General features: G+C 75.4%; 23 protein-coding genes and 1 riboswitch. Of the genes, 7 read left to right on the top strand and 16 right to left on the bottom strand.

Translation table 11 applies throughout. The features are described from left to right. Positions 1-165: 165 nt before the first annotated feature. Complete coding sequence (gene pgi / locus C569_RS0101305) at positions 166-1800, top strand: glucose-6-phosphate isomerase (protein ID WP_026267570.1); 1635 nt, start codon at positions 166-168, stop codon at positions 1798-1800. Between the two features lie 46 nt (positions 1801-1846). Here pgi and C569_RS0101300 read toward each other — a convergent pair whose 3' ends face one another. Beyond that, entirely contained in the window at positions 1847-2257 is a 411-nt protein-coding gene (locus tag C569_RS0101300; RefSeq protein ID WP_018784015.1) for a hypothetical protein, read from the bottom strand. Positions 2258-2295: 38 nt separating this feature from the next. Beyond that, positions 2296-2838: a GNAT family N-acetyltransferase gene (locus C569_RS0101295; protein ID WP_018784014.1), complete on the bottom strand. Its 543-nt coding sequence runs from the start codon at positions 2836-2838 to the stop codon at positions 2296-2298. 59 nt (positions 2839-2897) lie between these two features. On the opposite strand from C569_RS0101295, the gene C569_RS0101290 reads away from it, so the two are divergent. Both C569_RS0101290 and C569_RS0101285 read left to right on the top strand, forming a co-directional pair. Continuing rightward, a complete protein-coding gene (locus C569_RS0101290; protein ID WP_018784013.1) occupies positions 2898-4232 on the top strand; it encodes an SWIM zinc finger family protein in 1335 nt (444 codons plus the stop codon). Then, the gene (locus C569_RS0101285; RefSeq protein WP_026267569.1) at positions 4229-6748 is read left to right on the top strand and encodes a hypothetical protein; all 2520 of its coding nucleotides are present in this window, start codon (positions 4229-4231) and stop codon (positions 6746-6748) included. The genes C569_RS0101290 and C569_RS0101285 overlap by 4 nt, the downstream gene beginning before the upstream one ends. A gap of 49 nt (positions 6749-6797) precedes the next feature. On the opposite strand, the gene C569_RS0101280 is transcribed toward C569_RS0101285, so the two are convergent. Beyond that, complete coding sequence (locus tag C569_RS0101280; RefSeq protein WP_155945481.1) at positions 6798-6986, bottom strand: hypothetical protein; 189 nt, start codon at positions 6984-6986, stop codon at positions 6798-6800. A gap of 129 nt (positions 6987-7115) precedes the next feature. Continuing rightward, a riboswitch (SAM riboswitch) is annotated at positions 7116-7226 on the top strand. A 33-nt stretch (positions 7227-7259) separates the two neighbouring features. On the opposite strand from C569_RS0101280, the gene C569_RS34705 reads away from it, so the two are divergent. From C569_RS34705 to C569_RS0101260, 4 genes are all read left to right on the top strand, one after another. Next, entirely contained in the window at positions 7260-7385 is a 126-nt protein-coding gene (locus C569_RS34705) for a hypothetical protein (RefSeq protein ID WP_018784010.1), read from the top strand. Positions 7386-7494: 109 nt separating this feature from the next. Further along, a complete protein-coding gene (locus C569_RS0101270; RefSeq protein ID WP_018784009.1) occupies positions 7495-8349 on the top strand; it encodes an ABC transporter substrate-binding protein in 855 nt (284 codons plus the stop codon). A 38-nt stretch (positions 8350-8387) separates the two neighbouring features. After that, entirely contained in the window at positions 8388-9158 is a 771-nt protein-coding gene (locus C569_RS0101265) for an amino acid ABC transporter permease (RefSeq protein WP_018784008.1), read from the top strand. Beyond that, positions 9155-9892, top strand: coding sequence for an amino acid ABC transporter ATP-binding protein (locus C569_RS0101260; RefSeq protein ID WP_018784007.1), 738 nt, complete (start codon positions 9155-9157; stop codon positions 9890-9892). The genes C569_RS0101265 and C569_RS0101260 overlap by 4 nt, the downstream gene beginning before the upstream one ends. Positions 9893-10016: 124 nt before the next feature. Here C569_RS0101260 and C569_RS0101255 read toward each other — a convergent pair whose 3' ends face one another. The 13 genes from C569_RS0101255 to C569_RS0101195 all read right to left on the bottom strand — a co-directional run bounded on the left by C569_RS0101255 (position 10017) and on the right by C569_RS0101195 (position 21378). Next, positions 10017-10706 (bottom strand): RibD family protein, encoded by a 690-nt coding sequence (locus C569_RS0101255; RefSeq protein ID WP_018784006.1) that lies wholly within the window; start codon positions 10704-10706, stop codon positions 10017-10019. Next, positions 10703-11332, bottom strand: coding sequence for a GTP cyclohydrolase II (gene ribA / locus C569_RS0101250; RefSeq protein WP_018784005.1), 630 nt, complete (start codon positions 11330-11332; stop codon positions 10703-10705). The genes C569_RS0101255 and ribA overlap by 4 nt, the downstream gene beginning before the upstream one ends. 68 nt (positions 11333-11400) lie before the next feature. Further along, entirely contained in the window at positions 11401-12387 is a 987-nt protein-coding gene (locus tag C569_RS0101245; RefSeq protein ID WP_018784004.1) for a lysylphosphatidylglycerol synthase domain-containing protein, read from the bottom strand. A 51-nt stretch (positions 12388-12438) separates the two neighbouring features. Next, positions 12439-13248 (bottom strand): class I SAM-dependent methyltransferase, encoded by an 810-nt coding sequence (locus C569_RS0101240; RefSeq protein ID WP_018784003.1) that lies wholly within the window; start codon positions 13246-13248, stop codon positions 12439-12441. Continuing rightward, entirely contained in the window at positions 13245-14282 is a 1038-nt protein-coding gene (locus C569_RS0101235) for a glycosyltransferase family 4 protein (protein WP_026267568.1), read from the bottom strand. Before C569_RS0101235 ends, C569_RS0101240 begins: the two co-directional genes overlap by 4 nt. A 4-nt stretch (positions 14283-14286) precedes the next feature. Beyond that, positions 14287-14685 carry a 6-carboxytetrahydropterin synthase gene (locus C569_RS0101230; RefSeq protein WP_026267567.1) on the bottom strand — a complete coding sequence of 133 codons (399 nt, stop codon included), beginning with the start codon at positions 14683-14685 and terminating at the stop codon, positions 14287-14289. A 2-nt stretch (positions 14686-14687) separates the two neighbouring features. Further along, the gene (locus C569_RS0101225) at positions 14688-15707 is read right to left on the bottom strand and encodes a zinc-binding alcohol dehydrogenase (protein ID WP_369752971.1); all 1020 of its coding nucleotides are present in this window, start codon (positions 15705-15707) and stop codon (positions 14688-14690) included. A gap of 49 nt (positions 15708-15756) precedes the next feature. After that, positions 15757-16038: a hypothetical protein gene (locus tag C569_RS0101220; RefSeq protein ID WP_018783999.1), complete on the bottom strand. Its 282-nt coding sequence runs from the start codon at positions 16036-16038 to the stop codon at positions 15757-15759. Positions 16039-16133: 95 nt separating this feature from the next. After that, positions 16134-17189, bottom strand: coding sequence for an ABC transporter ATP-binding protein (locus C569_RS0101215; RefSeq protein WP_036344938.1), 1056 nt, complete (start codon positions 17187-17189; stop codon positions 16134-16136). Further along, entirely contained in the window at positions 17186-17983 is a 798-nt protein-coding gene (locus tag C569_RS0101210; protein ID WP_018783997.1) for an ABC transporter permease, read from the bottom strand. Before C569_RS0101210 ends, C569_RS0101215 begins: the two co-directional genes overlap by 4 nt. Next, complete coding sequence (gene modA / locus C569_RS0101205) at positions 17980-18762, bottom strand: molybdate ABC transporter substrate-binding protein (RefSeq protein ID WP_018783996.1); 783 nt, start codon at positions 18760-18762, stop codon at positions 17980-17982. Before modA ends, C569_RS0101210 begins: the two co-directional genes overlap by 4 nt. After that, positions 18759-19163: a molybdopterin-binding protein gene (locus C569_RS0101200; protein WP_018783995.1), complete on the bottom strand. Its 405-nt coding sequence runs from the start codon at positions 19161-19163 to the stop codon at positions 18759-18761. Before C569_RS0101200 ends, modA begins: the two co-directional genes overlap by 4 nt. A gap of 94 nt (positions 19164-19257) precedes the next feature. After that, positions 19258-21378, bottom strand: a complete 2121-nt coding sequence (locus C569_RS0101195; RefSeq protein WP_018783994.1) for a heavy metal translocating P-type ATPase — start codon at positions 21376-21378, stop codon at positions 19258-19260. Positions 21379-21478: the final 100 nt, after the last annotated feature.

Raw genomic sequence — 21478 nt, 5'->3', positions numbered from 1 at the left:
GTACAGATGTCCCAACGGCGTGTCCAGCGGCGGCGGACGGAAAGAACCGCCCGCGCGGTGGTCGCCGCCGGGTCGCGTCGCGCGCGACCGGTCCGGGTGGCAGGCTTGTGGGGTTCGCCGGCGCGCGCCGGCCGACCGCCCGTCGCGAAGGAGAAGATCGACCCGATGGCTGTGGACGTCACCACCACCGACGAATGGCAGGCGCTGCGCAAGCACGCCGAGGCGATGCGCGGCACGCACCTGCGCGACCTGTTCGCCGCCGACGGGCAGCGGGGTGAGCGGCTCACCGGCGAGGTCGCCGACCTGCACGTGGACTACAGCAAGAACCTGGTCACCGACGAGACGATCGCGCTGCTCGTCGCGCTCGCCGAGCGGGTCGGGCTGACCGGCCGGATCGCGGCCATGGTCGCCGGACGGCACATCAACGTGACCGAGGACCGGGCCGTGCTGCACACCGCGCTGCGCCTGCCGCCGGACGCGTCACTCACCGTGGACGGTCAGGACGTGGTCGCCGACGTGCACGCCGTCCTGGACCGCATGTCGGCGTTCGCGCAACGGGTGCGCTCCGGCTCGTGGCGCGGTCACACCGGTGAGCGGATCACCACAGTGGTCAACATCGGCATCGGCGGCTCCGACCTCGGGCCGGTGATGGCGTACGAGGCGCTCAAGGCGTACCGGGACGCGGGCATCAGCTGCCGGTTCGTGTCGAACATCGACCCGACCGACATCCACGACAAGACCGCCGACCTGGACCCGGCGAGCACGCTGTTCGTCGTGGTGTCCAAGACGTTCTCCACCCAGGAGACGCTCGCCAACGCCGACCAGGCGCGGCGCTGGCTGCTCGCCGGACTGGACGCGGACGACGACGCCGTGGCCCGGCACTTCGTCGCGGTCAGCACCAACGAGCAGCGGGTCCGCGACTTCGGCATCGACCCGGAGAACATGTTCGGCTTCTGGGACTGGGTGGGCGGACGCTACTCGCTGCCGTCGGCGGTCGGCCTGTCGGTGATGCTGGCGATCGGGCCGGACCGGTTCCGCGAGATGCTGGCCGGCTACCACGCGGTCGACGAGCACTTCCGGTCCGTGCCGGTGGAACGCAACGTGCCGGCACTGCTCGGCCTGCTCAACGTCTGGTACACCGACTTCCTCGGCGCGGAGACCCACGCGGTGCTGCCCTACTCGCAGTACCTGCACCGGTTCCCGGCCTACCTCCAGCAGCTCACCATGGAGAGCAACGGCAAGTCGGTACGCGTCGACGGCTCGCCCGTCACGTACCCGACCGGGGAGATCTTCTGGGGCGAGCCCGGCACCAACGGGCAGCACGCCTTCTACCAGCTCATCCACCAGGGCACCCGGCTGATCCCGGCGGACTTCATCGCGTTCAGCCGGCCCAACCACGACCTGGGCGACATGCACGACCTGTTCATGTCGAACTTCTTCGCCCAGACCGCCGCGCTGGCGTTCGGGCGGACCCGGGAGCAGGTGGAGGCCGAGGGCACCGCGCCCGAGGTGGTGCCGCACCGGGTGATGACGGGCAACCACCCGACCACGTCGATCCTGGCGCCGAAGCTCACCCCGGCGACGCTGGGCCAGCTGATCGCGCTCTACGAGCACATCACGTTCACCGAGGCCGCGATCTGGGACATCAACGCGTTCGACCAGTGGGGCGTGGAGCTGGGCAAGGTGATGGCCAACCAGCTCGCGCCGAAGCTCACCGGGCCGGACCCGGACCTGGCCGACGTGGACACCTCGACCGCCGAGCTGATCCGCCGCTACCGGGCCGAGCGCGGCCGGAGCTGACCGCACACCCGTGGCGTCCCGCGCACTCCGGGCGGGCCGCCACGGGTCAGCGGCGCAGCAGGTCGGCGTGCGCGGCGCGCAGCCGGGTCAGCGCCGGGTCGCCGGCCGGGGCGCGGCGATCCAGTTCGGCCCACGCCTCGGCGAGCGCGTCGGCCAGCACCCGCAGCTCGGCGGCGTGCCGCCGGCCGGACTGCCGGTGCAACTCCTCCAGGCGGCGGGCCCAGCCGGCGCTGATCGCGGCGACGCGTCCGGCGTCGGCACGTGCCTGGGCGCCGGTGCGGGCGGCGGTCGCGGGCACGATCGCGGCGACCGGCCGGGGATCGCCGTCGCGGGTGACGAGCGTGACGGTGTCGGTCAGCTCGGCCAGGGAGACGAGCTGGGTGAGCCGGGTGCGGACCTCGCGCAGCGGCAGGGCGCGCGGCTGGGGGGACCGGTCGGCCAGTGCGGGGACAGCCATGGACACATGTTCACGTCCGGGTACGACAATTTCGGCGGTCAGGCGGTCCACTCCGGCGCCAGCACCGACCAGACCTCCAGGTCGGCGCGGCCGTCCGGCACCGGGGCGGCCCCGCGCATGACGCCGTCGCGGCTCATGCCGAGCCGCCGCGCGACGGCGACACTGCGCTCGTTGCCCGCCTTCGTGACCCACTCGACCCGGTGGATGCCGCGCTCCCGCACCGCCCAGTCGATGACGAAGCGGGCCGCGCGGGTGACCAGGCCCTGCCCCTCGGCGCCCGGTTCCAGCCAGCAGCCGGCCTCGCACACCCCGCGTTCGGTGCTCAGCGACACGAGCAGCACGCCGCCGACGAGCGTGCCGCGCTGCCAGATGCCCCAGATGCCGCCGTCGTCGCGGGCCCACCGGTCGGCGTACGCCTGCAGGACCTTGCGGGCCGACTCGGCGTCGGTGGCGACGAAGGACGCGCCGACCCACGGCGCGATGTGCTCGCGGCAGCGGTCGAGGTTGGCCAGGAACTCGTCGGCGTGCCAGGGCGACAGTGGACGCAGCTCGGCGTCGTCGGTGAGGGCGTGGGCGAACATCCGAGGACGCTAGCAGGACCGTCGCGGTTTTGTCGGTCGGTCGCTCTACGGTCTGCGCCGTGAACGCCGTCCAGACGTACCGATACCTTCAGCCGTCCGCGCTGCGCCCCGCCGGTCTCGATCTGCAGACCTGCGGCGGCCCGGCGGCCAACCCGCGCTTCTTCGCCGGGTTCCTCACCGCCCCGGCCGCCGCGGCGGCCGGGCTGCTCGCCGTCGCCGAGGTGGCCCGCACCCGCTACCACCAGCCGGTCAGCCCGGCCAGCCTGGACCCGGTGGTGACCGGCAGCCGGGGCCGCCTGCGCTTCGAGTCGTTCTCGGGCTGCTGCGGGGTGTACGCACGGATGGACGTGCTGCCGGACGGGCTGGACGGGGAGATCAGCGGCCACGGCACCACGAACGTGGACGTGAACCCGCCGCTGCGGGAGGCGCTGGCCCGGGTGGGCGGCATCGAGCCGTTGCACGTGGCGGTCGGGCCGGACGACCTGACCGTCTCCACCCTGGACGGCTCGGTGGTCGAGCGGAAGGTCCCGCTGCCCGGCCGCTGGCTGCGCGGGTTCGCCGAGGTGCACGTGCTCACCGCCGGTTTCGAACCGCGCGCCGAGATCGCGGCGGCGGAGGCGGCGGCGTTCCTGCGCCGGCTGCCCGCCGCCGGCGACCGGAGCGTGCTGTGGGCGGTGCCCGCCGGGCGTACGCTGCGGCTGACCTCCCGCCCGGTGCCGGGCGCGGTCTGCCTGGCCGGCGCGGGAAGGCTCGCGGCGCTGCGCGGCGTGCTGCGGCACGCGCGCTCCCTGCGGGTGTACGGCCCGGCCGTGCGGGCCGGTTCACCGGCCGTGCCGAGCACGTGGGAGCTGGACACCGGGGCGTTGCGGGTGTCGCTGACACTCTCCCCCGAGCCGTACCGGGGGTTCTCCGGCGAGGGGGCGGCCCTGGCGGCGCTCGCGGGCGACGAGGTGGTCGACGACGCGGAGCTGGTGGGCGCGCTGCTCAACTGGGATCCGACGATCGACGTCGCCGCGCTGGCCGACGCCGCCGCGCTGCCCGACGAGCGGGTCCGCGCCGCGCTCGCCCAGCTGGGCACCGCCGGGCGGGTCGGTTACGACGTGGCGGACGGGGCGTACTTCCACCGGGTGATGCCCTACGACGCGGGCCGCGCGGAGCGGGACAACCCGCGGCTGGTCGGCGCGCGGGCACTCGTCGAGCGCGGCGCGGTCGAGCGCGACTGCGAGCACGCGACGGTACGCACCGGCACCGAGACCTACCGGGTACGCCGGCACCCGGACGGCGCGTACTCCTGTTCCTGCCGCTGGTGGGCGCGGCACCGCGGGCAGCGGGGGCCGTGCCGGCACGCGCTGGCCGTGTCGATGGCCGCGGCGCCGGTGGAGGCGCTGTCGTGACCGGCTTCGTCGAGGCGGTGGCGCGCGGCAGGATGTCGAAGGTCCGGTCGGCTCTGGCCGGGCTGGACGAGCCGGCCCGGCGGGCGCTCGGCGACGAACTGGTCGCCGATGTGCGCCGCCGGCGGGACGCCTGGTGGTGGCAGGGCGAGGCGGCGACGCTGGCGGTGGCCGCGGTGGGGACGCTGAGCACCCCGACGAAGGTCGCCGCGCTGCTGGGCCGCCGGTCGGTCTGGCTGGTCGGCGTCGACGCCGCGCCGGTGGTCGACGTCGCCCGGGAACGCGGGGTGACCTGGCTGGCCGACGTGGCGTACAAGCTGGCCGACCGGCTCCCCCGGGACCGGATGGTCGCGGGCTGGCGGTTCGTCGCCGGTCTCCTGCTGGCCGAGAAGGCGCCGCCGTCGACCGCTGACGACTTCGTGCGCGGCTGGGCGGCGGCGCAGGGCTGGCCGGACCCGCGCGGTACGCGCCCGCCGACGGTGGACCGGCTGCGTGCCGACCCGTTCCTCGACGCCCTGCTGCCGCGCCTGTTCGAGGTGGACGGTGTGGGCACCGAGCTGGACCGCGGCGACGGCACGGGGACGGAGGCGGTGCCCCGGGCGCTGACGGCGCTGGCGGCGGAGGGCCGGCTCGACCGGGCGGTCCTGCTCAACCGCGTCCTGGGCCGGCTGCTGCGCGGCGACCGGCCGAGCGCGCTGCGACCGTTCCTGGTCCTGCACGACCTGCTGGCGCCGGCCCCCGACGAGGTGGCGGTGCGGTCGAGCGCCTATCTGCGGCTGCTCGCCGACGGCCCCGGTCCGGTGGCCAGCGCCGCCCAGCGGACGCTGCGGCAGGCCGGTGACGTCGCCGAGCCGGAGGCGCTGTGGGAGGCCGCCCGGACGGTGCTGGCCCGGCCGGAGAAGGCCCTGGTCCGGGCGCAGGTGTCCTGGCTCGACCGGCTGGCCCGCCAGCACCCCGACCGGGCCCCGCAGATCGGCGCGGTGCTCGCCGCGGCGGCCGACCATCCCGATGCCGGCCTGCGCGAGCGCGCGCTGACGCTGGCGCAGCGCCACGGTCACCGGCCGGTGGCCGTCACCAGAGTGGCCGAGGCGCGCGACGACCTGCCGCCGCCGCTGCCGGCAGCGGCCGCGCCGCCCCCGATCGCCGAGGTGGACGAGTTGGTGGAGGAGGTGGCGGCGGCGCTGCGCGGGCAGTGGCCGACAGCGGTTCTCGAACGGGTCGTGGAAGGTCTGGTGCGGCTGGGCACCCGCGAGCGCGACCGGGTCGCGGCGGCGCTGGCGCCGGTGCTGCGCCGGGCGGGGGTGGCCGAGTGTGACGAGAGCTGGGGCCGGTTCCTGCCCGCGGCGCAGGTGAACGGGTTGCTGCTGGCAGCCGCCGGGATCGGGGACGCCACCCGCCGCCGGGACCACTGGGCCTCGGTGCTGGCGACGTCCCGGTCCGCGCAGGCGGCATCCGGGCGTCCCGCACCGACGTGGCTCTACCGCCTGCGCCTGGCCGAGGCCGGGCAGCGGCTGGCCGGTCACGACGATCCGGGGTTGATGTCCGCGCCCACCTCGACCAGCGGGGCGATCGAACCGGCTGTGCTGTACGAGCGGCTGGCCGCGCTCGGCGACCGGCCGCACTGGCAGTGGGACTGCACGCAGGCCTTCCTGCGGCTGCCGGCCGTCGTCGACGAGCCGCTGGCGGCACGCGCGGAGGCGCTCGGCACGACCGCCGGGATCGAACTGGCGGTCTGGTTGCGTGGCGAGGTCGTGCCGGTGCCGGCGCAGGAGGTGGTGACTGTGGGCCGGCGGGAACGATCCCGCGCGTACGACTGGGCCTACGACTCGTTGCCGGACCGACGCCGGCTGGTAGCGCTCACCCCGCCGGCCGACGTGGACGACCGGTTCGGACTGCTCACCCTGGCGCCTCCGGCGATCGGCACCCGGATGTTCGGCACCGTCGACCTGTGGCCGGCGGTGCTGCCCGGGCACCGGGGCGTGGTCGCCGCCCAGGTCCTCCCCGAACTGGCCATGGCCGCCCAGGAGGGTCTCGGCGGGCGAGGGCCGGTCCTGCTGGCGCTCGCCGAGTGCACGGGCGCGGGCGGGACCGCGCTGGACCTGGCCGTGGCGTACGGGCTGTGCGCCCGGCACGAGGCGGACCGGGTGGCCGCGCTCGACGCGCTGCTGCTCCTGGCGGCCGCCGGTGACCTGGACGCGCCTCGGATCGGCCGGCATCTGGGCGAGATGGGGACGCAGGGGCAGGTCGTCCTCACCCGGGCGGTCACGCCCCTGCGCGACGCGGTGGCGGCGGGTGCCCCGCTGAGCGCGTGGCGGCTGCTCGCCGGGGCGTTGCCGCCGCTGCTGGCCGCGCCGGCACCGCCCCGGGGCACACCGGACCTGCTGGCGCTGGCGGCGGAGGCGGCGGCCACGACAGGCGTCCGGATCGAGGTGCCCGGACTGGCCGACGTGGTGGCCCGCGGCGGCGGCAGCAGGCTGGTCGCCGAGGCCCGCCGGCTCACCACCGCCCTGGCGGCCTGAACCGGAGCCTCACCGGCCGAACCGGCGCTGCCCCCGGGCGGTCCCGTCGTCACCCGAGCGGGCCGGCGTGCGGACGCGCACCGGCCCGCCGCACCCCCGGGCACGGCTCGCCGGGACGGACGCACCAGCCGGTGACCCGTGGACGGGCGGCGAAGCGGGCCGTCAGGTTCACCGCGTCCGCGTTGCCCTTGATCAACGACGCGCCGAGGTCGTCGACTGTCACCCGCCGGTCGGCCATCCGCCCATTCTGCGGCCCGCGGGCCGGACCCGCCCGGCAGTCGTCCCGGCCCGGCGGTGCGCCGCCGCGCGTGAGGGTGGTCATAACGGCTGGACGGCGGCCACGGCGGTGCTGCTAGCCTTCCGGGCAGGTCATGAGTGCCAGCGCGAAGCCCCGGCTCGCTGGCCGGCAACCCTCCTCCGCGGTGGGGTGCCCCGGGTGAAGACCAGGCACCGGCAGCCGCCGGTGCAAGCGTGGCCTGGCACCCAGGTCAGCAACAGACCAGGGAGACCGATGATCGCACCACCCTTCACCCCCTCCGGCGACGTCGCCGCGTACCCGGCCCGCTTCGCGCTGGTCAAGCGCCGCCACGTCGACCTGATGCGGGTGTGCAGCGACGCCTGTCGCCGCGCGCGCTGAGCGAACGCCACCCTCCTTTCCCCGATCCACCCTTCTCCGGCCCGGCCGTCCGTCCGGCGCGGGCCGGCACCGACGCGCGCCGCGCGTACGTCCACTCTGGAGAGACATCGTGCGTTTCCGTACCGTCCTGACCCGTGCCGCCGCCGTCGGTGCGGCGGCCCTGCTCGCCGTCACCGCGCTCACCGCCTGCGGCGGCGACGACACCGCCGCGGCCGACAACCCGTACGGCCTGCTCCAGCCCGGCGTGATCCGCGCCGGCACGCTCACCGACGCCCCGCCGAACGTCTTCCTGAAGGACGGGAAGTTCACCGGCTTCGACAACGAGCTGCTGCGCGCCGTGGCCGCCAAGCTCGGCCTGAAGGTGGAGTTCGTCGGCACCGACTTCTCCGGCCTGCTCGCCCAGGTCAACAGCGGCAAGTTCGACGTGGGCAGCTCCTCGATCACGATCACCGAGGCGCGGAAGAAGACAGTCGACTTCGGCAACGGCTACGACTTCGGCTACTTCGGCCTGGACGTGCCCGCGGGCTCTGCGATCACCGGCTTCGACCAGCTCACCGGCAAGCGCGTGGTGGTGGTCCAGGGCACAGTGCAGGACGACTATGCCACCAGGCAGAACCTCGACCCGGTGCGGGTGCCCGACTACAACAGCGCGATCAACCAGCTCAAGGCCGGCACGGCCGACGCCTGGATCGCCCCGGCCGAGATCGGCGACAAGTCCGCCGCCGACAGCAACGGCAGGATCAAGGTCGCGGCGAAGCAGCTCAGCCCCACCCCGACCGCGTACGCGGTGGCCAATGGCGACGACAAGCTGCGCGAGGCGCTGAACAAGGGCCTGGACGAGGTGATCGCCGACGGCACGTGGAGCCGCCTGCAGGCCGAGTACTACCCGGGGCGGCCGATCCCGGCCGGCTTCGAGCCGGGCAGCGGGTCGGTGGCGGTGCCGTCGCCGTCGGCCGCCTCCTGAGCCGGTGACCGGGCACGAGCGGGGCGGACGGAGCGGACATGGATCCACTGAACACGCTGTGGGAGACGTTCTTCGACTGGGACTCGATGCGCGAGGCGCTGCCCGAGATGCTCACCGTCGGGCTGCCCAACACGCTGACCCTGGCGGTCTCCGCCGCCCTGCTCGGCTCGGTGCTCGGCATGCTGCTGGCCGTCGCCGGCATCTCGCGTACCCGATGGTTGCGGTGGCCGGCGCGGGTCTACACCGACGTGTTCCGCGGCCTGCCGGCCGCGGCGACCATCCTGCTGATCGGCGTGGGCCTGGCGCCGCTCGGCATGCAGGTGTGGGGGCCGAACCCCTACCCGCTGGGGGTGCTGGCGCTGTCCCTGATCGCCGCCGCCTACCTCGGTGAGATCTTCCGGGCCGGCATCCTGAGCGTGGAGGCCGCCCAGCTGGAGGGAGCACGGGCGCTCGGCTTCTCCTGGGGCGAGGCCATACGCCTGGTGATCATCCCGCAGGGCGTACGCCGGGTGCTGCCCGCCTGGGTCAACCAGCTCATCGCGTTGATCAAGGACTCCAGCCTGGTCTACTTCCTCGGCCTGCTGGCCAGCCAGCGGGAGCTGTTCCGGATCGGGCAGGACTACGCGGCGAACACCGGCAACCAGTCCGCGCTGCTGCTGGCCGGGTTGTTCTACCTGGTGCTGACCGTGCCGCTGACCCACGCGGTCAACTGGCTGGACCGGCGCCTGCGGCAGGGCCGCCCGGCCGCGCCGCCCGAACCCGAGACCGAGCCGGCCGGCCTCACCCCGTCCGGAAAGGATCCGCGATGACCACCACGACCTCGGTCAGCCTGGCCGTCCGCGACGTGCACCTGGCCTTCGGCGCGCACCGGGTGCTGCGCGGCGCGGACCTCGACGTGGCCCGGGGCCGGGCGGCCTGCGTGATCGGCCCGTCCGGCTCCGGCAAGTCGACGCTGCTGCGCACCGTCAACCGGCTGATCGAGCCGGACCGGGGTGACGTCCTGCTGGACGGGCGCAGCGTGCTGCGCGACGACCCGGACGCCCTGCGCCAGCGCATCGGGATGGTGTTCCAGCAGTTCAACCTGTTCCCGCACCTGAGCGTGCTGCGCAACATCACGCTGGCGCTGCGCAAGCTCAAGAAGTTGAGCGAGGACGAGGCGGTGGCGGTGGCCCGTGCCCAACTCGATCTGGTCGGCCTGGCCGGCAAGGCGGACGCCCGGCCGGCGCAGCTCTCCGGCGGCCAGCAGCAGCGCGTCGCCATCGCACGGGCGCTCGCGCTGCGCCCGCAGGTGATGCTGTTCGACGAGGCGACCAGCGCGCTGGACCCGGAACTGGTCAAGGGCGTGCTCGCGGTGATGGCGGACCTGGCCGCCGCCGGGATGACGATGGTGGTGGTGACGCACGAGATGGGATTCGCGCGCAGCGTCGCCGACACGGTGGCGTTCATGGACGCGGGCGTGGTGCTGGAGGCCGGGCCGCCGGAGGCGGTGTTCGAGGCGCCGGAGCACCCCCGGCTGCGGCGCTTCCTGTCCCAGGTGCTCTGACGTGCCCGGGCTCAGCCCCTGGCCGCGACGATCGGGGCGACGGTCAGCACCACCACCATCGTATGGTCAACGAACTGATCAAGACCGTGAGCTTGCCCAAGGGCGGACCGGGCGGGACGACGGGTCAGGCCGGGCAGCGGTCGGACAACGCGTAGCGGGTGAGCACCACGTCGCCGATCTGGCGCACCTCGACCACCCGGGCCCGGCGGCCCGGGTGCCACGGGAAGCGGCCGTCCCCGACGAAGCGCGGCGCCCGCCGGTCCCCCACGAAAAACGGGGCGACCACCAGGTGCAGCTCGTCGGCCAGGCCGGCGGTGAGGAACTGGCGGTGCATCGAGCCGCCGCCCTCCACCATCAGGCGCGTCACCCCGCGCCCGGCCAGGTCGGCCGCCACCGCCTCCGCGGTGGCCGGATCGCCCGCGTCGACCACAGTCGACACGGCGCCGACCTGCTCACGGGCCTTGTCCACCACTCCGCTCGGGCAGTACACCAGCTTGAGCCCGTCACCCATGGTGAAGAAGCGCGCCCCCGGATCGAGGTCGCCGCTGCCGGTGACAGTCACCTTCACCGGCGACGGGGGCAGGCCGCGCGCCACCCGCTCGGCGCGCCGTCGCTCGCTGCGGATCAGCAGGCGGGGGTCGTCGCGGCGCACTGTCGCCGCGCCCACGAGGATCGCGTCGCACCCGGCCCGGGTCGCGTCAACCCGGTCCAGGTCGTCGTCGTTCGACAGCAGAAGCCGGTCGGTGGTCGCGTCGTCGATGTAGCCGTCGATCGACATCGCGCAGCTGAGCAGCACGTACGGGCGGGTGGTCACGGCACGAACGGCAGGTCGAGGGCGTGATCGGCGCGGGTCACCTTGGCCGCCAGGTAACTGGCGTTGGCGGGCGACAGGTGCACGCCGGTGGACACCCGGTCGGCCACCGTGACGCCCAGCCGTTCGAGCTGGGCCGCCTTGTCCGGGTTGTTGCTGAGCAGGGCCACCCGGTCCACGCCCAGCGCGGCGAGCATCTGCGCGGCCACCGTGTAGTCGCGCTCGTCCGAGCCGTGCCCGAGCGCCAGGTTCGCCTCGTAGGTGTCGAGGCCGCCGTCCTGGAGGGCGTACGCGTCGAGCTTGGCGTACAGGCCGATGCCGCGCCCCTCCTGCCGCAGGTAGAGCAGGTAGCCACCGGCCTCGGCGATCCGCTCGACCGCCTCGCGCAACTGCGGGCCGCAGTCGCAGCGCTGGCTGCCGAACACGTCCCCGGTGAGGCATTCGCTGTGCGGCCGGACCAGCGGCGGGCCGGCGTCGGCGTGCTCACCGAGCCCGAACGCCAGGTGCTCGCGGCCGTCGACGAGACCGTGGAAGGTGTGCACGCGGGCCGTGCTCACGTAGCCGTCGGGGAACCGGAGCGGAACCGTCACGCGGGTCCGGACCGTCGCGGTGGGCAGCGTCTCGTCCATGGTTCTCCTGTCGTCCGGTCGCCGGGCGGACCCGGCGACGCACACCTCGTTCCCCACCGTAGGCGGGATCACCGACAGTTGCCGGGCTCGCGCCGAGGCATCCGCCGTGCCAGCAGCACCGCGGCGCCGGGCAGGCTGGCCACCAGCACCAGCGCGCCGTACACCGTGCCGGTCGCCACACCCTGCGCGGCGGTCAGCCCGGCCGAGGCGAACGCCCACGCGGCCACCCCCTCGCGCGGCCCGAAACCGCCCACGTTCAGCGGCACCGCCATGGCCAGCAGGGCGAGCAGCGTCAGCGGCAGCAGGTGCGACAGTGGGGCGTCCGCGCCGGCCGTGCGGGCGGCCACCACGAACGTGGCCAGGTGACCGGCGAACACCACTGTCGAGGCGACCACCACACCGGCCCAGGTCCGGCGGCCCAGCACCCCGGAGCGGACGTCGGCGAGCGCGGTCCGGGCCGCCCGGGCGAAGCGGGACGCCCCGGAACGGGGCACCGCGCGGGCGGCCAGCACCAGCACCAGCGCGACCACCGCGAGCGCGGCGGCCAACGACGGCAGGTACCGGCGAACCGGCGACGGGAACGCGGCGAGCAGCGCCACCGCGATGACCACCTGCACCACCTGCCCGGCGGTGCGCTCCCACACCACCGCCCGGACGCCCCGGGCCACGTCCCCGGCGTCGCGGCCGTGCCGCACCGCCCGGTGCACGTCGCCGAGCACGCCGCCGGGCAGCGTGGAGTTGAGGAAGACCGCCCGGTAGCAGTGCGCCACCGCGGCACCCAGCGGCAGCCGTACGCCCAGCCCGCCGGCCACGAGCGACCAGCGCCAGGCGCAGCAGACGGTGGTGATCACGCCGATGCCGAGCGCGGCGGCCAGCGCCGGCGCGTCGATCAGCCGCAGCCCGGCCAGGAACGGTCCGGTGCCGACCGAGGCGACGAGAACGGCGAGCACAGCGAGCCCGAGCAGCGGGCGTACCCATGCCCGGCCCGCCCTGGCCCGGCGCGACGGCGCGGGCGTGACGGCCGGTACGGGCCCGGCGACGGCGACGTGTGACAAACGGTCCTCCCTTGTTCCCACCGGTTGTCACGTGCCGACGGCCGGTACGGTTCAGCCGGCGAGCAGGTCGGCGTGGTGCAGCACCACCTCGAGCCGGCCGGCGGCGGCCTCGGTGAGCCGCCATCGGGTATACGTCGCGGCGGGCCCGGACAGATGCGGTCGTTCCTCGACCGCCGCGTCCACCCAGCCGGTGAGCCACTCGGCGGCGAGGTCCGCCTGCTCCGGGCCGAGCCGCCACGGCGTCGGCCGCAGGAGCGTCTCGACGCCGTGGCGGCGGAAGGCGGCCACCGTGACGTCCACGGCGTCCGGTCCGAGCAGGACCCGGCCGTCGACGGTACGGCGCTGGTGGGCGTTGAACGCGGCGGTCAGCTCGGCGTCCAGCGGGTCCGGCGGGGTGAACTCGGCCCGCCCGGTCACGGTGAGCGCGAACAGCGTCGGGTGGCCGGCGCAGGCCGCCGCCATCCGCTCGACCTCCTCGGCGGTGAGCATGTCCAGCAGCGCGGACGCGGTGACCAGGTGGGCGTCGGCCAGGTCGGCGGCGGTCAGCCGGGTGACGTCGGAGCCGCGCGTGGTCACCGCGACGTCGGTGCCGTCGGCGGCGGTGAGCCGTCCGGCGCGGGCCAGCGCCAGCAGGTCCGCGTCGCGTTCGTGCAGCACCCAGCGCTGCGGGCCGGGCAGCCGGGGCGCGAGCCAGCGGGCCATCGAACCGGTGCCGCTGCCCAGGTCGTGCACGACGACCGGCCGACCGGCGGGCAGCCGGTCGCGGACCGCGTCGGCCAGCTCGGCGCTGCGGGCCGCCGCGTCGGCGGGCTCACGCAGTCGCAGCCAGTCCGCGAAGCCGGGCGGGAGTGAGGTGGTCATGCCGCTGTCGCCTCCTTGAGCGCCGTCGCCAGCCGGTCCACGGTGACCGGCCAGCCGGAGAGGGTGCGCCGCCGCTGCCGGGCGGCGTGGCGCAGCCGGTCCCGCAGGCGGGCATCGGTGAGCCAGCGGCGCAGCGCCGCGGCTGTCGCGCCCGGGTCGCCCGCCGGCACCAGCAGTCCGGGCCGGGCCCCGCCGGAGGCGTGCCCGAGCGTGGCCGGCAGGCCGCCGGTGTCGCTCGCCAGCACCGGTACGCCCCGGGCGAGCGCCTCGGTGACCACCATTCCGTACGTCTCCCGCCGGGAGGGCGCAACCAGCAGATCGGCGGCGGCGTAGGTGGCGGCCAGGCCGGGGCCGGTGCGCGGGCCGGTGAGCCGGACCCGGCCGCCGAGACCGGTGGCGGTGAGGCGTTCGCGCAGCCGGTCGGCGAACGCCCGGTCCCGGTCCACCGGCCCGATCCAGTCGCAGGTCCAGTCCAGGTCCGCCACCTCGGTGAGCGCGGCGGCGAGCACGTCGTGGCCCTTCACCGGGGTGACCGCGGCGACGCAGAGCAGCCGTCCCCCGCCGGGCGTGCCGGACGCGACGGGCGCCGGGTCGACGCCGGGCGGCGCGACGGTCACCCGTTCGGGGCGCAGCCGGTAGCGGGTGAGCAGCCGTTCGCGGGTCCACTCGCTGGTGGCGACCACGGCGGTGGCCGCCGCAAGCGACCGCGCCTCCGTCTCGCCCTCGATCGGCAGGTGCACCAGGATCACCAGGGGCAGCCGCGCGGCGTGCGGGGTGAGGACGTCCGGCACGGTCGAGGCGACCAGGCCGTCGAGCAGCACCGGCACGCCGTCGGGCAGCCCGCCGAGCAGCCCGGCCAGGTCGGCGCGTTCCCGGTGCCCCGGGTGCGGCCAGCCGCCGGGCACCTGGTGTTCCCGTACCGTCCAGCCGCGTGCCGCCAGGCCCCGGCAGACGTGGCGGTCGTAGGCGTTGCCTCCGCTGGGGTCCGCCGGGTCGTCGATGTCGCCCGGCAGCACCACGTGGACGGCACTCATCCGGTCAGAGCGACCGCTCGTAGCTCGCCCAGGCGATGTGCGACTCGTGCAGCGTGACGGTGATGCCGGCCAGCCCGCGGGCGCCCTCCCCCAGCCGGCCGGCCGCCACCGCGTCGGCGAGCCGGTCGGCGACCGTCCGCGCGAGCACCTCGGTGGTGGTGTTCACCCCGGCGAAGGCCGGCTCGTCGTCCAGGTTGCGGTAGTTCAGCTCGGCGAGCACGGCCTTGAGCTGCTCGGTGGCCAACCCGATGTCGACCACGATCCCGTCGTCGTCCAGCTCGGCGCGGCGGAACGTGGCGTCGACGACGAACGTCGCCCCGTGCAGCCGCTGCGCCGGGCCGAACACCTCGCCGCGGAAGCTGTGGGCGACCATCATGTGGTCCCGGACGGTCACGCTGAACACGTTCACTCCTCGCCGTAGGTGATGAGATGACACAGCGCCGGCAGCCCGCCCGAGGCGAGCCGGTCCAGCACGTCGGGCAGGTCGTCGAAGCGCGACCGGCCGGTGAGCAGCGCGTCGAACACCGGGTCGGCCAGCAGGTCGAGCGCCAGCGCGAGCCGGGCGGCGTAGCTGCGGCCGGCCCGCCGGGGCGACACGGTGCCGACCTGGCTGCTGCGGATGCCCAGCCGTCGCGAGTGGAACGCGCCGCCCAGGGCCAGCGTGACCGGCCGGTCGCCGTACCAGCTCAGTTCCAGGACGGTGCCCTCCGGGCGCAGCAGTTCCAGTCCGCGTTGCAGCCCGTCGGCGGTGGCGCTGGCGTGTACCACCAGGTCGCGCTCGCCGGTGGCGCCGGCGGGCACGGCGAAGTCGGCGCCGAGCGCGGCGGCCACCTCCGCCCGCGCCGGGTCGGCGTCGACCAGCTCCACGCGTACGCCGGGGAAGCGGGCCAGCAGCGCGGTGACCGCGCAGCCGACCATCCCGCCGCCGATCACGGTGACCCGGTCGCCGACCAGCGGGGCGGCGTCCCAGAGCGCGTTGACAGCCGTCTCCACGGTGCCGGCCAGCACCGCGCGCTGCGCCGGCACGCCGTCCGGCACGACGGTCACGGCGTCGGCCGGGACCACGTACGCGCTCTGGTGCGGGTAGAGGCAGAAGACGGTGCGCCCGAGCAGCCGCTCCTCGCCCGCCTCCACGGTGCCGACGCTCAGGTAGCCGTACTTCACCGGTGCCGGGAAGTCGCCCTCCTGGAACGGCGCCCGCATCGCGTCGTGCTGGTCGGCCGGGACGCGGCCGGTGAACACGAGCGTCTCGGTGCCGCGGCTGACGCCGGAGAAGCGCGTGCGCACCAGCACCTCACCGGGGCCGGGCGCGGCGAGCCGGACCGGCCGGATCTCGCCCTCGCCGGGGGCACGGAGCCAGAAGGCGTGGGCGTCGACCGTCACGAACTCTCCTCTTCCCCGCATTCCGACCGAGTTGTCGATCATAGACACGCAAGCGGGGCGTCCACGGTTCGAACCGCCCGTGACCCGATGTTCAGGCGGCGCGCCGGCGCTGCTCCGTACGCCAAATTCCGGGCTCGGCCCGCTCGGCCCGCTCGGCGTGCCGGTCGCCGGCCAGTTCCATCGCCCGGTGGGCAGCGGTCAGCGCGTCACACGGCGCGGCCTGACCGTCACACAGCAGGCTCTCGCACCGGCCGGACCCGTCGGGCCGGTGGGCGGCTGCCACGTCGTACGCGGCCCGCCAGAGCAACGGGTCGGTGACTCCCCGTGGCAGGTCGGCGTCCAGACTGGACCTGTTGCGGATCGTGTCGGGCACCGTGTCCCCCTTTGCGTCGTCGCTACCGTCCCAGTGACCGGCTGAGCGCAGATCAAACCTCTCACCTGGGCACATGCCGCGACCAGCGGTGTTTGTCACGCCGGATAGGCGCGCGTCTCGGCCGCCTTGACCGCCGCCCAGACACTCCGGCCGGGGATCAGGCCGAGATGCGCCGCGGCGGCGGGCGTGACGTCGGCGGCGACCTCGACCGGCCCGGTCAGCTGCACGCGCAGGTTGTCGCCGTGGCGTTGCACGCCGGTGACGGTGGCCGCCCAGACGTTGCGCGGGCTGCCCTCGGGCCGGGACGGGTGCAGCGCGACAGCGGCCGGCGGGTACGCGACGAACGCGTCACCGTGGACGGTGTCGGCGGTGGTGAGGGCCAGCTCACCGACGGTCACGGCGTGCCCGTCGGCGCGACCGCGGTGCAGGTTGAGGCCGACCAGCCGGGCCACGTAGTCGGTGCGCGGCCGGGCCGTGACGGTGGCGGCGTCGCCCTCCTGCACCACCCGGCCGTGCTCCACGATGACCAGCCGGTCGGCGAGCACCAGCGCGTCGAGGGGATCGTGGGTGACGAGCAGCGTCGCGCCGGAGTGCGCGCCGAGGTGGCGCTGGAGTTCGGCGCGGGTGTCCAGCCGGGTCCGGGCGTCGAGCGCGGCGAGCGGCTCGTCGAGCAGCAGCAGCGCCGGGTCGACGGCGAGCGCGCGGGCCAGCGCGACCCGCTGGGCCTGCCCGCCGGAGAGCTGCCGGGGCCGGCGGCGGGCCTGGTCACCGAGGCCGACCCGGTCCAGCCACTCCTGGGCGCGGGCGCGGGCGGCGCGCTTGTCGGCACCCCGGCGGCGCGGCCCGAACGCCACGTTGTCAAGCGCGCTGAGGTGCGGGAACAGCAGGTAGTCCTGGAACACCACGCCGACCGGCCGGCGCTCCGGCGGCGTCCACACCCGGCGGTCCGGCCGGTCCAGATCGGCACCGTCGAGCGTCAGGTGACCGGCGACGAGCGGGTGCAGTCCGGCGAGCACCCGCAGCGCTGTGGTCTTGCCGGCACCGTTCGGGCCGAGCAGCGCCACCACCTCACCGGCGGCGATGCGCAGCCGCACGTCGAGGGTGAACCCGTCCCGCTCGGCGACCAGGTGCGCGTCCAGCAGCATCCTCATGTGCTGCCGATCCACTTGTCACGCAACGCGGCGAGGATGACCACGGAGACGGTGAGCAGGATCAGGCTCAGCACGATCGCCGCCTGGAGGTCGGTCTCCAGCGCCAGGTAGACCGCCAGCGGCATGGTCTGGGTGCGGCCGGGATAGTTGCCGGCGAACGTGATGGTGGCGCCGAACTCGCCGAGCGCGCGGGCCCAGCAGAGCACCGCACCGGCCGCCACGCCCGGGGCGACCAGCGGCAGCGTGACCCGGGTGAAGGCGGTGAACCGTCCCGCGCCGAGGGTGGCGGCGGCCTCCTCGTACCGGGGGTCGGCGCCACGCAGTGCCCCCTCGACGGCGATGACCAGGAACGGCATCGCCACGAACGCCTCGGCCAGCACCACCCCGGCGGTGGTGAACGGCAGCGTCACCCCGAACGTCTCGTCCAGCCACGACCCGATCAGCCCGCGCCGGCCGAAGACCAGCAGCAGCGCCACGCCGCCGACCACCGGCGGCAGCACCAGCGGAACCGTTACCAGCGCCCGGACCAACCGCCGGCCGGGGAACTCCACCCGCGCCAAGAGCCATGCCAGGGGTACGCCGAGCGTCACGCAGAGCAGGGTGGCGACGGTGGCGGTCTCCAGCGACAGCCGCAGCGCGGTGAGCACACCCGGCTCGGCCAGCCGCCGGGGCAGCGTGGTCCAGGGTGCCCGGAGCAGCAGCCCGGCCAGCGGCAGGACGAGGAAGGCCAGTCCGAGCCCGGCGGGCACGAGCAGGGCGACCGGCACCCGCTGCCGGCGTACGCCGCGGCTCATGCGCCGGGCGGCGCCTGGAACCCGGCCGCGGTGAGCACGGCGAGCCCGGCGTCCGAACGGACGAAGTCGACGAAGGCGCGGGCGCCGGCCGGGTTGCCGGCGGCGCGCAGCACGACGATCGGGTAGTCGTTCACCGCGCGCGCGGACTCGGGGAACTCGACCGCGTCGAGTCCCGCGGCGGCGCGGACGTCGGTGCGGTAGACCAGCGCGGCGTCGACCTCGCCGAGGCGCAGCTTGGCCAGCGCCCCCTTGACGTCCTGTTCGAGCGTGGCGGGCGTGAGCCGCACACCCGCGGCGTCGAGCGCGGTGCGCGCGGCGGCGCCGCAGGGCACCTGCTCGGCGCAGAGCGCCACCTTCACTCCGGGGCGGGCGAGGTCGGCCAGGCGACCGACCCGGGCCGGGTTACCAGGGGGTACGGCGACGACGAGCTGGTTGCGGACCAGCACGACCGGGTCACCTGCGGCGTCACCGGCGTCGGTGACCGTCTTCATGGTGGCCGGGGAGGCGGCGGCGAACACGTCGGCGGGCGCGCCCTGGGTGATCTGGGTGGCGAGTCCGGAACTGCCGCCGAAGTTGAACGTGACGGCGTGGCCGGGGTGGGCGGCTTCGTACTCCTTGCCGAGCCGGGTGAACGCCTCGGTGAGCGAGGCGGCGGCGAACACGGTCACCGGGCCGGCACCGTCCGGACCGGCCGGGTCGTCGGCGCTGCCGCAGCCGGACAGGCCGAGCGTCGCCACCAGCGCGGCGGCGAGCGCGGCGCGGATCCACCGTACGGTCACGGACCGGTCCTTCCCCGGGGGGCGGTGGGGGCGCGCTCGACCACGACGGTGGTCGACTTGATCACCGCGACGGCGACGGAGCCGACCTGGAGGTCGAGGTCGTCGACGGCCTCGCGGCTCATCAGCGACACCACCCGGAACGGCCCGGCCTGGATGTCGACCTGGGCCATCACGGTGTCCTTGACGACGGCGGTGACGATGCCGCGCAGCCGGTTGCGGGCCGAGGACAGCTCGGGGTGGCCGGGGGCGCGGACGAACGCGGCCACGTCGGCGCCGTCGAGCACCCGGTGGCCGTGCTCGTCGCGGCTGGCCGGCAGCCTGCCGGCGTCGATCCAGCGGCGGACCGTGTCCGCGCTGACCCCGAGCAGTTCGGCCGCCTCACCGATCCGGAACACCGTCACGCGCTCACCCTAGCGGCCCGCAGGTGCGGGCCGGAAGCGGCGGGTTCGCTCGCACCCGCAAGCCTCGGCGCTAATCGGGGCCTGAAACTGCGGCTCAGCCGGCCGGGGCGATCCGGACCCGGCGCAGCAGTTGGGCGTTGAGCGCGACCACGATCGTGGAGGCGGACATCAGCACCGCGCCCAGCGCCGGGCTGAGCGCGACGCCCGCCCAGGCGAGGACACCGGCGGCGAGCGGGATCGCGACCACGTTGTAGCCGGCCGCCCAGGCCAGGTTCTGCCGCATCTTCCGGTACGACGCGCGGGACAGCCGGATCACGCCGCCGACCCCGCGCGGGTCGGAGCCGGCGAGCACCACCCCGGCGGACTCGATCGCCACGTCGGTGCCGGCGCCGATGGCCAGCCCGACGTCGGCGCGAGCCAGCGCCGGGGCGTCGTTCACCCCGTCGCCGACCATCGCCACCGTCAGTCCCCGATCGCGCAGCCCGGCCACCGCCTTGTCCTTGTCGGCGGGGAGCACCTCGGCGAAGACCTCGTCGACGCCGGGCCGGAACCCGAGGTCGGCGGCCACCGCCTCGGCGACCGGGCGCGCGTCACCGGTGATCATCACGATCTTGCGTACGCCGAGGTCGCGCAGCTCGGCCACGGCGGCCCGCGCCTCCGGGCGGACCTGGTCCTCCATCCCGAAGGCGGCGGTCACCTCCGGCGGGCCGTCCTCGGGCAGGCGGACCAGGTGCAGCACTGCCGCGCCGCGGCCCGACCACTCCCGCGCGGCCCGGGCCAGGTCGTCCGGCAGCGGGGCGTCGAGTTCGCGCAGCAGCGCCGGCCCGCCGACCGCCCAGTCCACGCCGTCCACCGTGGCGCGCACGCCCCGGCCGGCCAGCGCCCGGAAGCCCCGCGCCGCCGGACGCACCGTCCCCGCGTCCCGGCCACCCGGACCCGCCTCGTGCGCGTCCGGGAGCCGGGCGGGCTCGGCCGGACCCGCCTGCCGGGCGTCGGCGGCGGCGACCAGCGCCCGGGCCAGCGGGTGCTCGCTGTCGGCCTCCACCGCACCGGCCAGGGCCAGGGCGGCGGCCTCGTCCATCCCGCCGGTGGCGGCCACGCCGGTCACCGTGTGCCGGCCGGTGGTGAGCGTGCCGGTCTTGTCGAACAGGACGGTGTCGACGGTGCGCATCCGCTCCAGCGCGAGCCGGTCCTTGACCAGGATGCCGGCGCGGGCCGACAGCGCTGTCGACAGCGCCACGACCAGCGGGATCGCCAGGCCGAGCGCGTGCGGGCAGGCGATCACCAGCACGGTCACGGTCCGCACCACCGCCTGGTCGGGGTCGCCGAGCAGCGCCCACACCGCGAACGTGGCCAGGCCGGCGGACGCCGCCAGGTAGAACAGCAGCGCGGCGAACCGGTCGGCGAGCACCTGCGCGCGCCCGCCGGAGGCCTGCGCCTGCGCCACGAGCCGCCCGATGCCGGCCAGCGCGGTGTCCGCGCCGACCGCCTCGACGCGTACCCGGAGGGTGGAGTCGGTGGCGACGGTGCCGGCGACCACCCGGTCCCCGGCGGCGCGGGCCACCGGCCGCGACTCCCCCGTGATCATCGACTCGTCCAGCTCGGCGGCACCCTCGACGATCCGCCCGTCGGCCGGCACCCGCCCGCCGGGGCGCACCAGCACCAGGTCGCCCACCCGCAGCTCGCCGACCGGCACCGGCTGCGGCCGCCCGGCGTCGTCCAGGCGCTCGGCGTCGTCGGGCAGCAGCGCTGCGAGCGCACCGAGCGCGCCGCGCGCCTGCCCGACCGCCCGCATCTCCTGCCAGTGGCCGAGCAGCATGATGGTGACCAGCGCGGCCAGCTCCCACCAGAAGTCCAGGTCGAACAGGCCGATGCTGGTGGCGGCCGAGGCGAGGTACGCGACCACGATCGCCATCGAGATCAGCAGCATCATCCCGGGGGCGCGTTCGCGCAGCTCACGCAGGCCGCCGGTGAGGAACGGCCAGCCGCCGTAGAGGAAGACCACGGTGCCGAGCACCGGGCCGACCCAGCGCACACCCGGGAAGTCCAGCGTGTAGCCGAACCAGTCCATCACCATGTGGCTGGTGGCGACGATCGGCACGGTGAGCGCCAGGCTCAGCCAGAACCGGCGGCGGAACTGCTCCGGGTCGTGCCCGGCGTGCGCGCCGTGCCCGCCGCCGTGGTGGCCGGTGTCGTGACCGTCTGCGTGTTCCATCCGGCCACCATACCCCCTGGGGGTAGCTACCGTGGCGGCTCGGCCGGGCTCGTCACGTCGCCGCGCACGATCCGGAACACGTCATACCGGCATGCCGCCG

Source organism: Micromonospora sp. CNB394 (assembly GCF_000374985.1).
GTDB lineage: Bacteria > Actinomycetota > Actinomycetes > Mycobacteriales > Micromonosporaceae > Micromonospora > Micromonospora marina.
The sequence above is the reverse complement of the archived record's forward strand: the minus strand, read 5'-3'. Positions and strand labels throughout refer to the sequence as shown.

Excerpts from the sequence above, each read along its gene's own strand:
- pgi (WP_026267570.1), top strand. The coding sequence starts at position 166 with ATGGCTGTGGACGTCACCACCACCGACGAATGGCAGGCGCTGCGCAAG.
- C569_RS0101300 (WP_018784015.1), bottom strand. The coding sequence starts at position 2,257 with ATGGCTGTCCCCGCACTGGCCGACCGGTCCCCCCAGCCGCGCGCCCTG.
- C569_RS0101295 (WP_018784014.1), bottom strand. The coding sequence starts at position 2,838 with ATGTTCGCCCACGCCCTCACCGACGACGCCGAGCTGCGTCCACTGTCG.
- C569_RS0101280 (WP_155945481.1), bottom strand. The coding sequence starts at position 6,986 with ATGGCCGACCGGCGGGTGACAGTCGACGACCTCGGCGCGTCGTTGATC.
- C569_RS34705 (WP_018784010.1), top strand. The coding sequence starts at position 7,260 with ATGATCGCACCACCCTTCACCCCCTCCGGCGACGTCGCCGCGTACCCG.
- C569_RS0101265 (WP_018784008.1), top strand. The coding sequence starts at position 8,388 with ATGGATCCACTGAACACGCTGTGGGAGACGTTCTTCGACTGGGACTCG.
- C569_RS0101260 (WP_018784007.1), top strand. The coding sequence starts at position 9,155 with ATGACCACCACGACCTCGGTCAGCCTGGCCGTCCGCGACGTGCACCTG.
- ribA (WP_018784005.1), bottom strand. The coding sequence starts at position 11,332 with ATGGACGAGACGCTGCCCACCGCGACGGTCCGGACCCGCGTGACGGTT.
- C569_RS0101240 (WP_018784003.1), bottom strand. The coding sequence starts at position 13,248 with ATGACCACCTCACTCCCGCCCGGCTTCGCGGACTGGCTGCGACTGCGT.
- C569_RS0101235 (WP_026267568.1), bottom strand. The coding sequence starts at position 14,282 with ATGAGTGCCGTCCACGTGGTGCTGCCGGGCGACATCGACGACCCGGCG.
- C569_RS0101225 (WP_369752971.1), bottom strand. The coding sequence starts at position 15,707 with ATGATCGACAACTCGGTCGGAATGCGGGGAAGAGGAGAGTTCGTGACG.
- C569_RS0101215 (WP_036344938.1), bottom strand. The coding sequence starts at position 17,189 with ATGAGGATGCTGCTGGACGCGCACCTGGTCGCCGAGCGGGACGGGTTC.
- C569_RS0101210 (WP_018783997.1), bottom strand. The coding sequence starts at position 17,983 with ATGAGCCGCGGCGTACGCCGGCAGCGGGTGCCGGTCGCCCTGCTCGTG.
- C569_RS0101195 (WP_018783994.1), bottom strand. The coding sequence starts at position 21,378 with ATGGAACACGCAGACGGTCACGACACCGGCCACCACGGCGGCGGGCAC.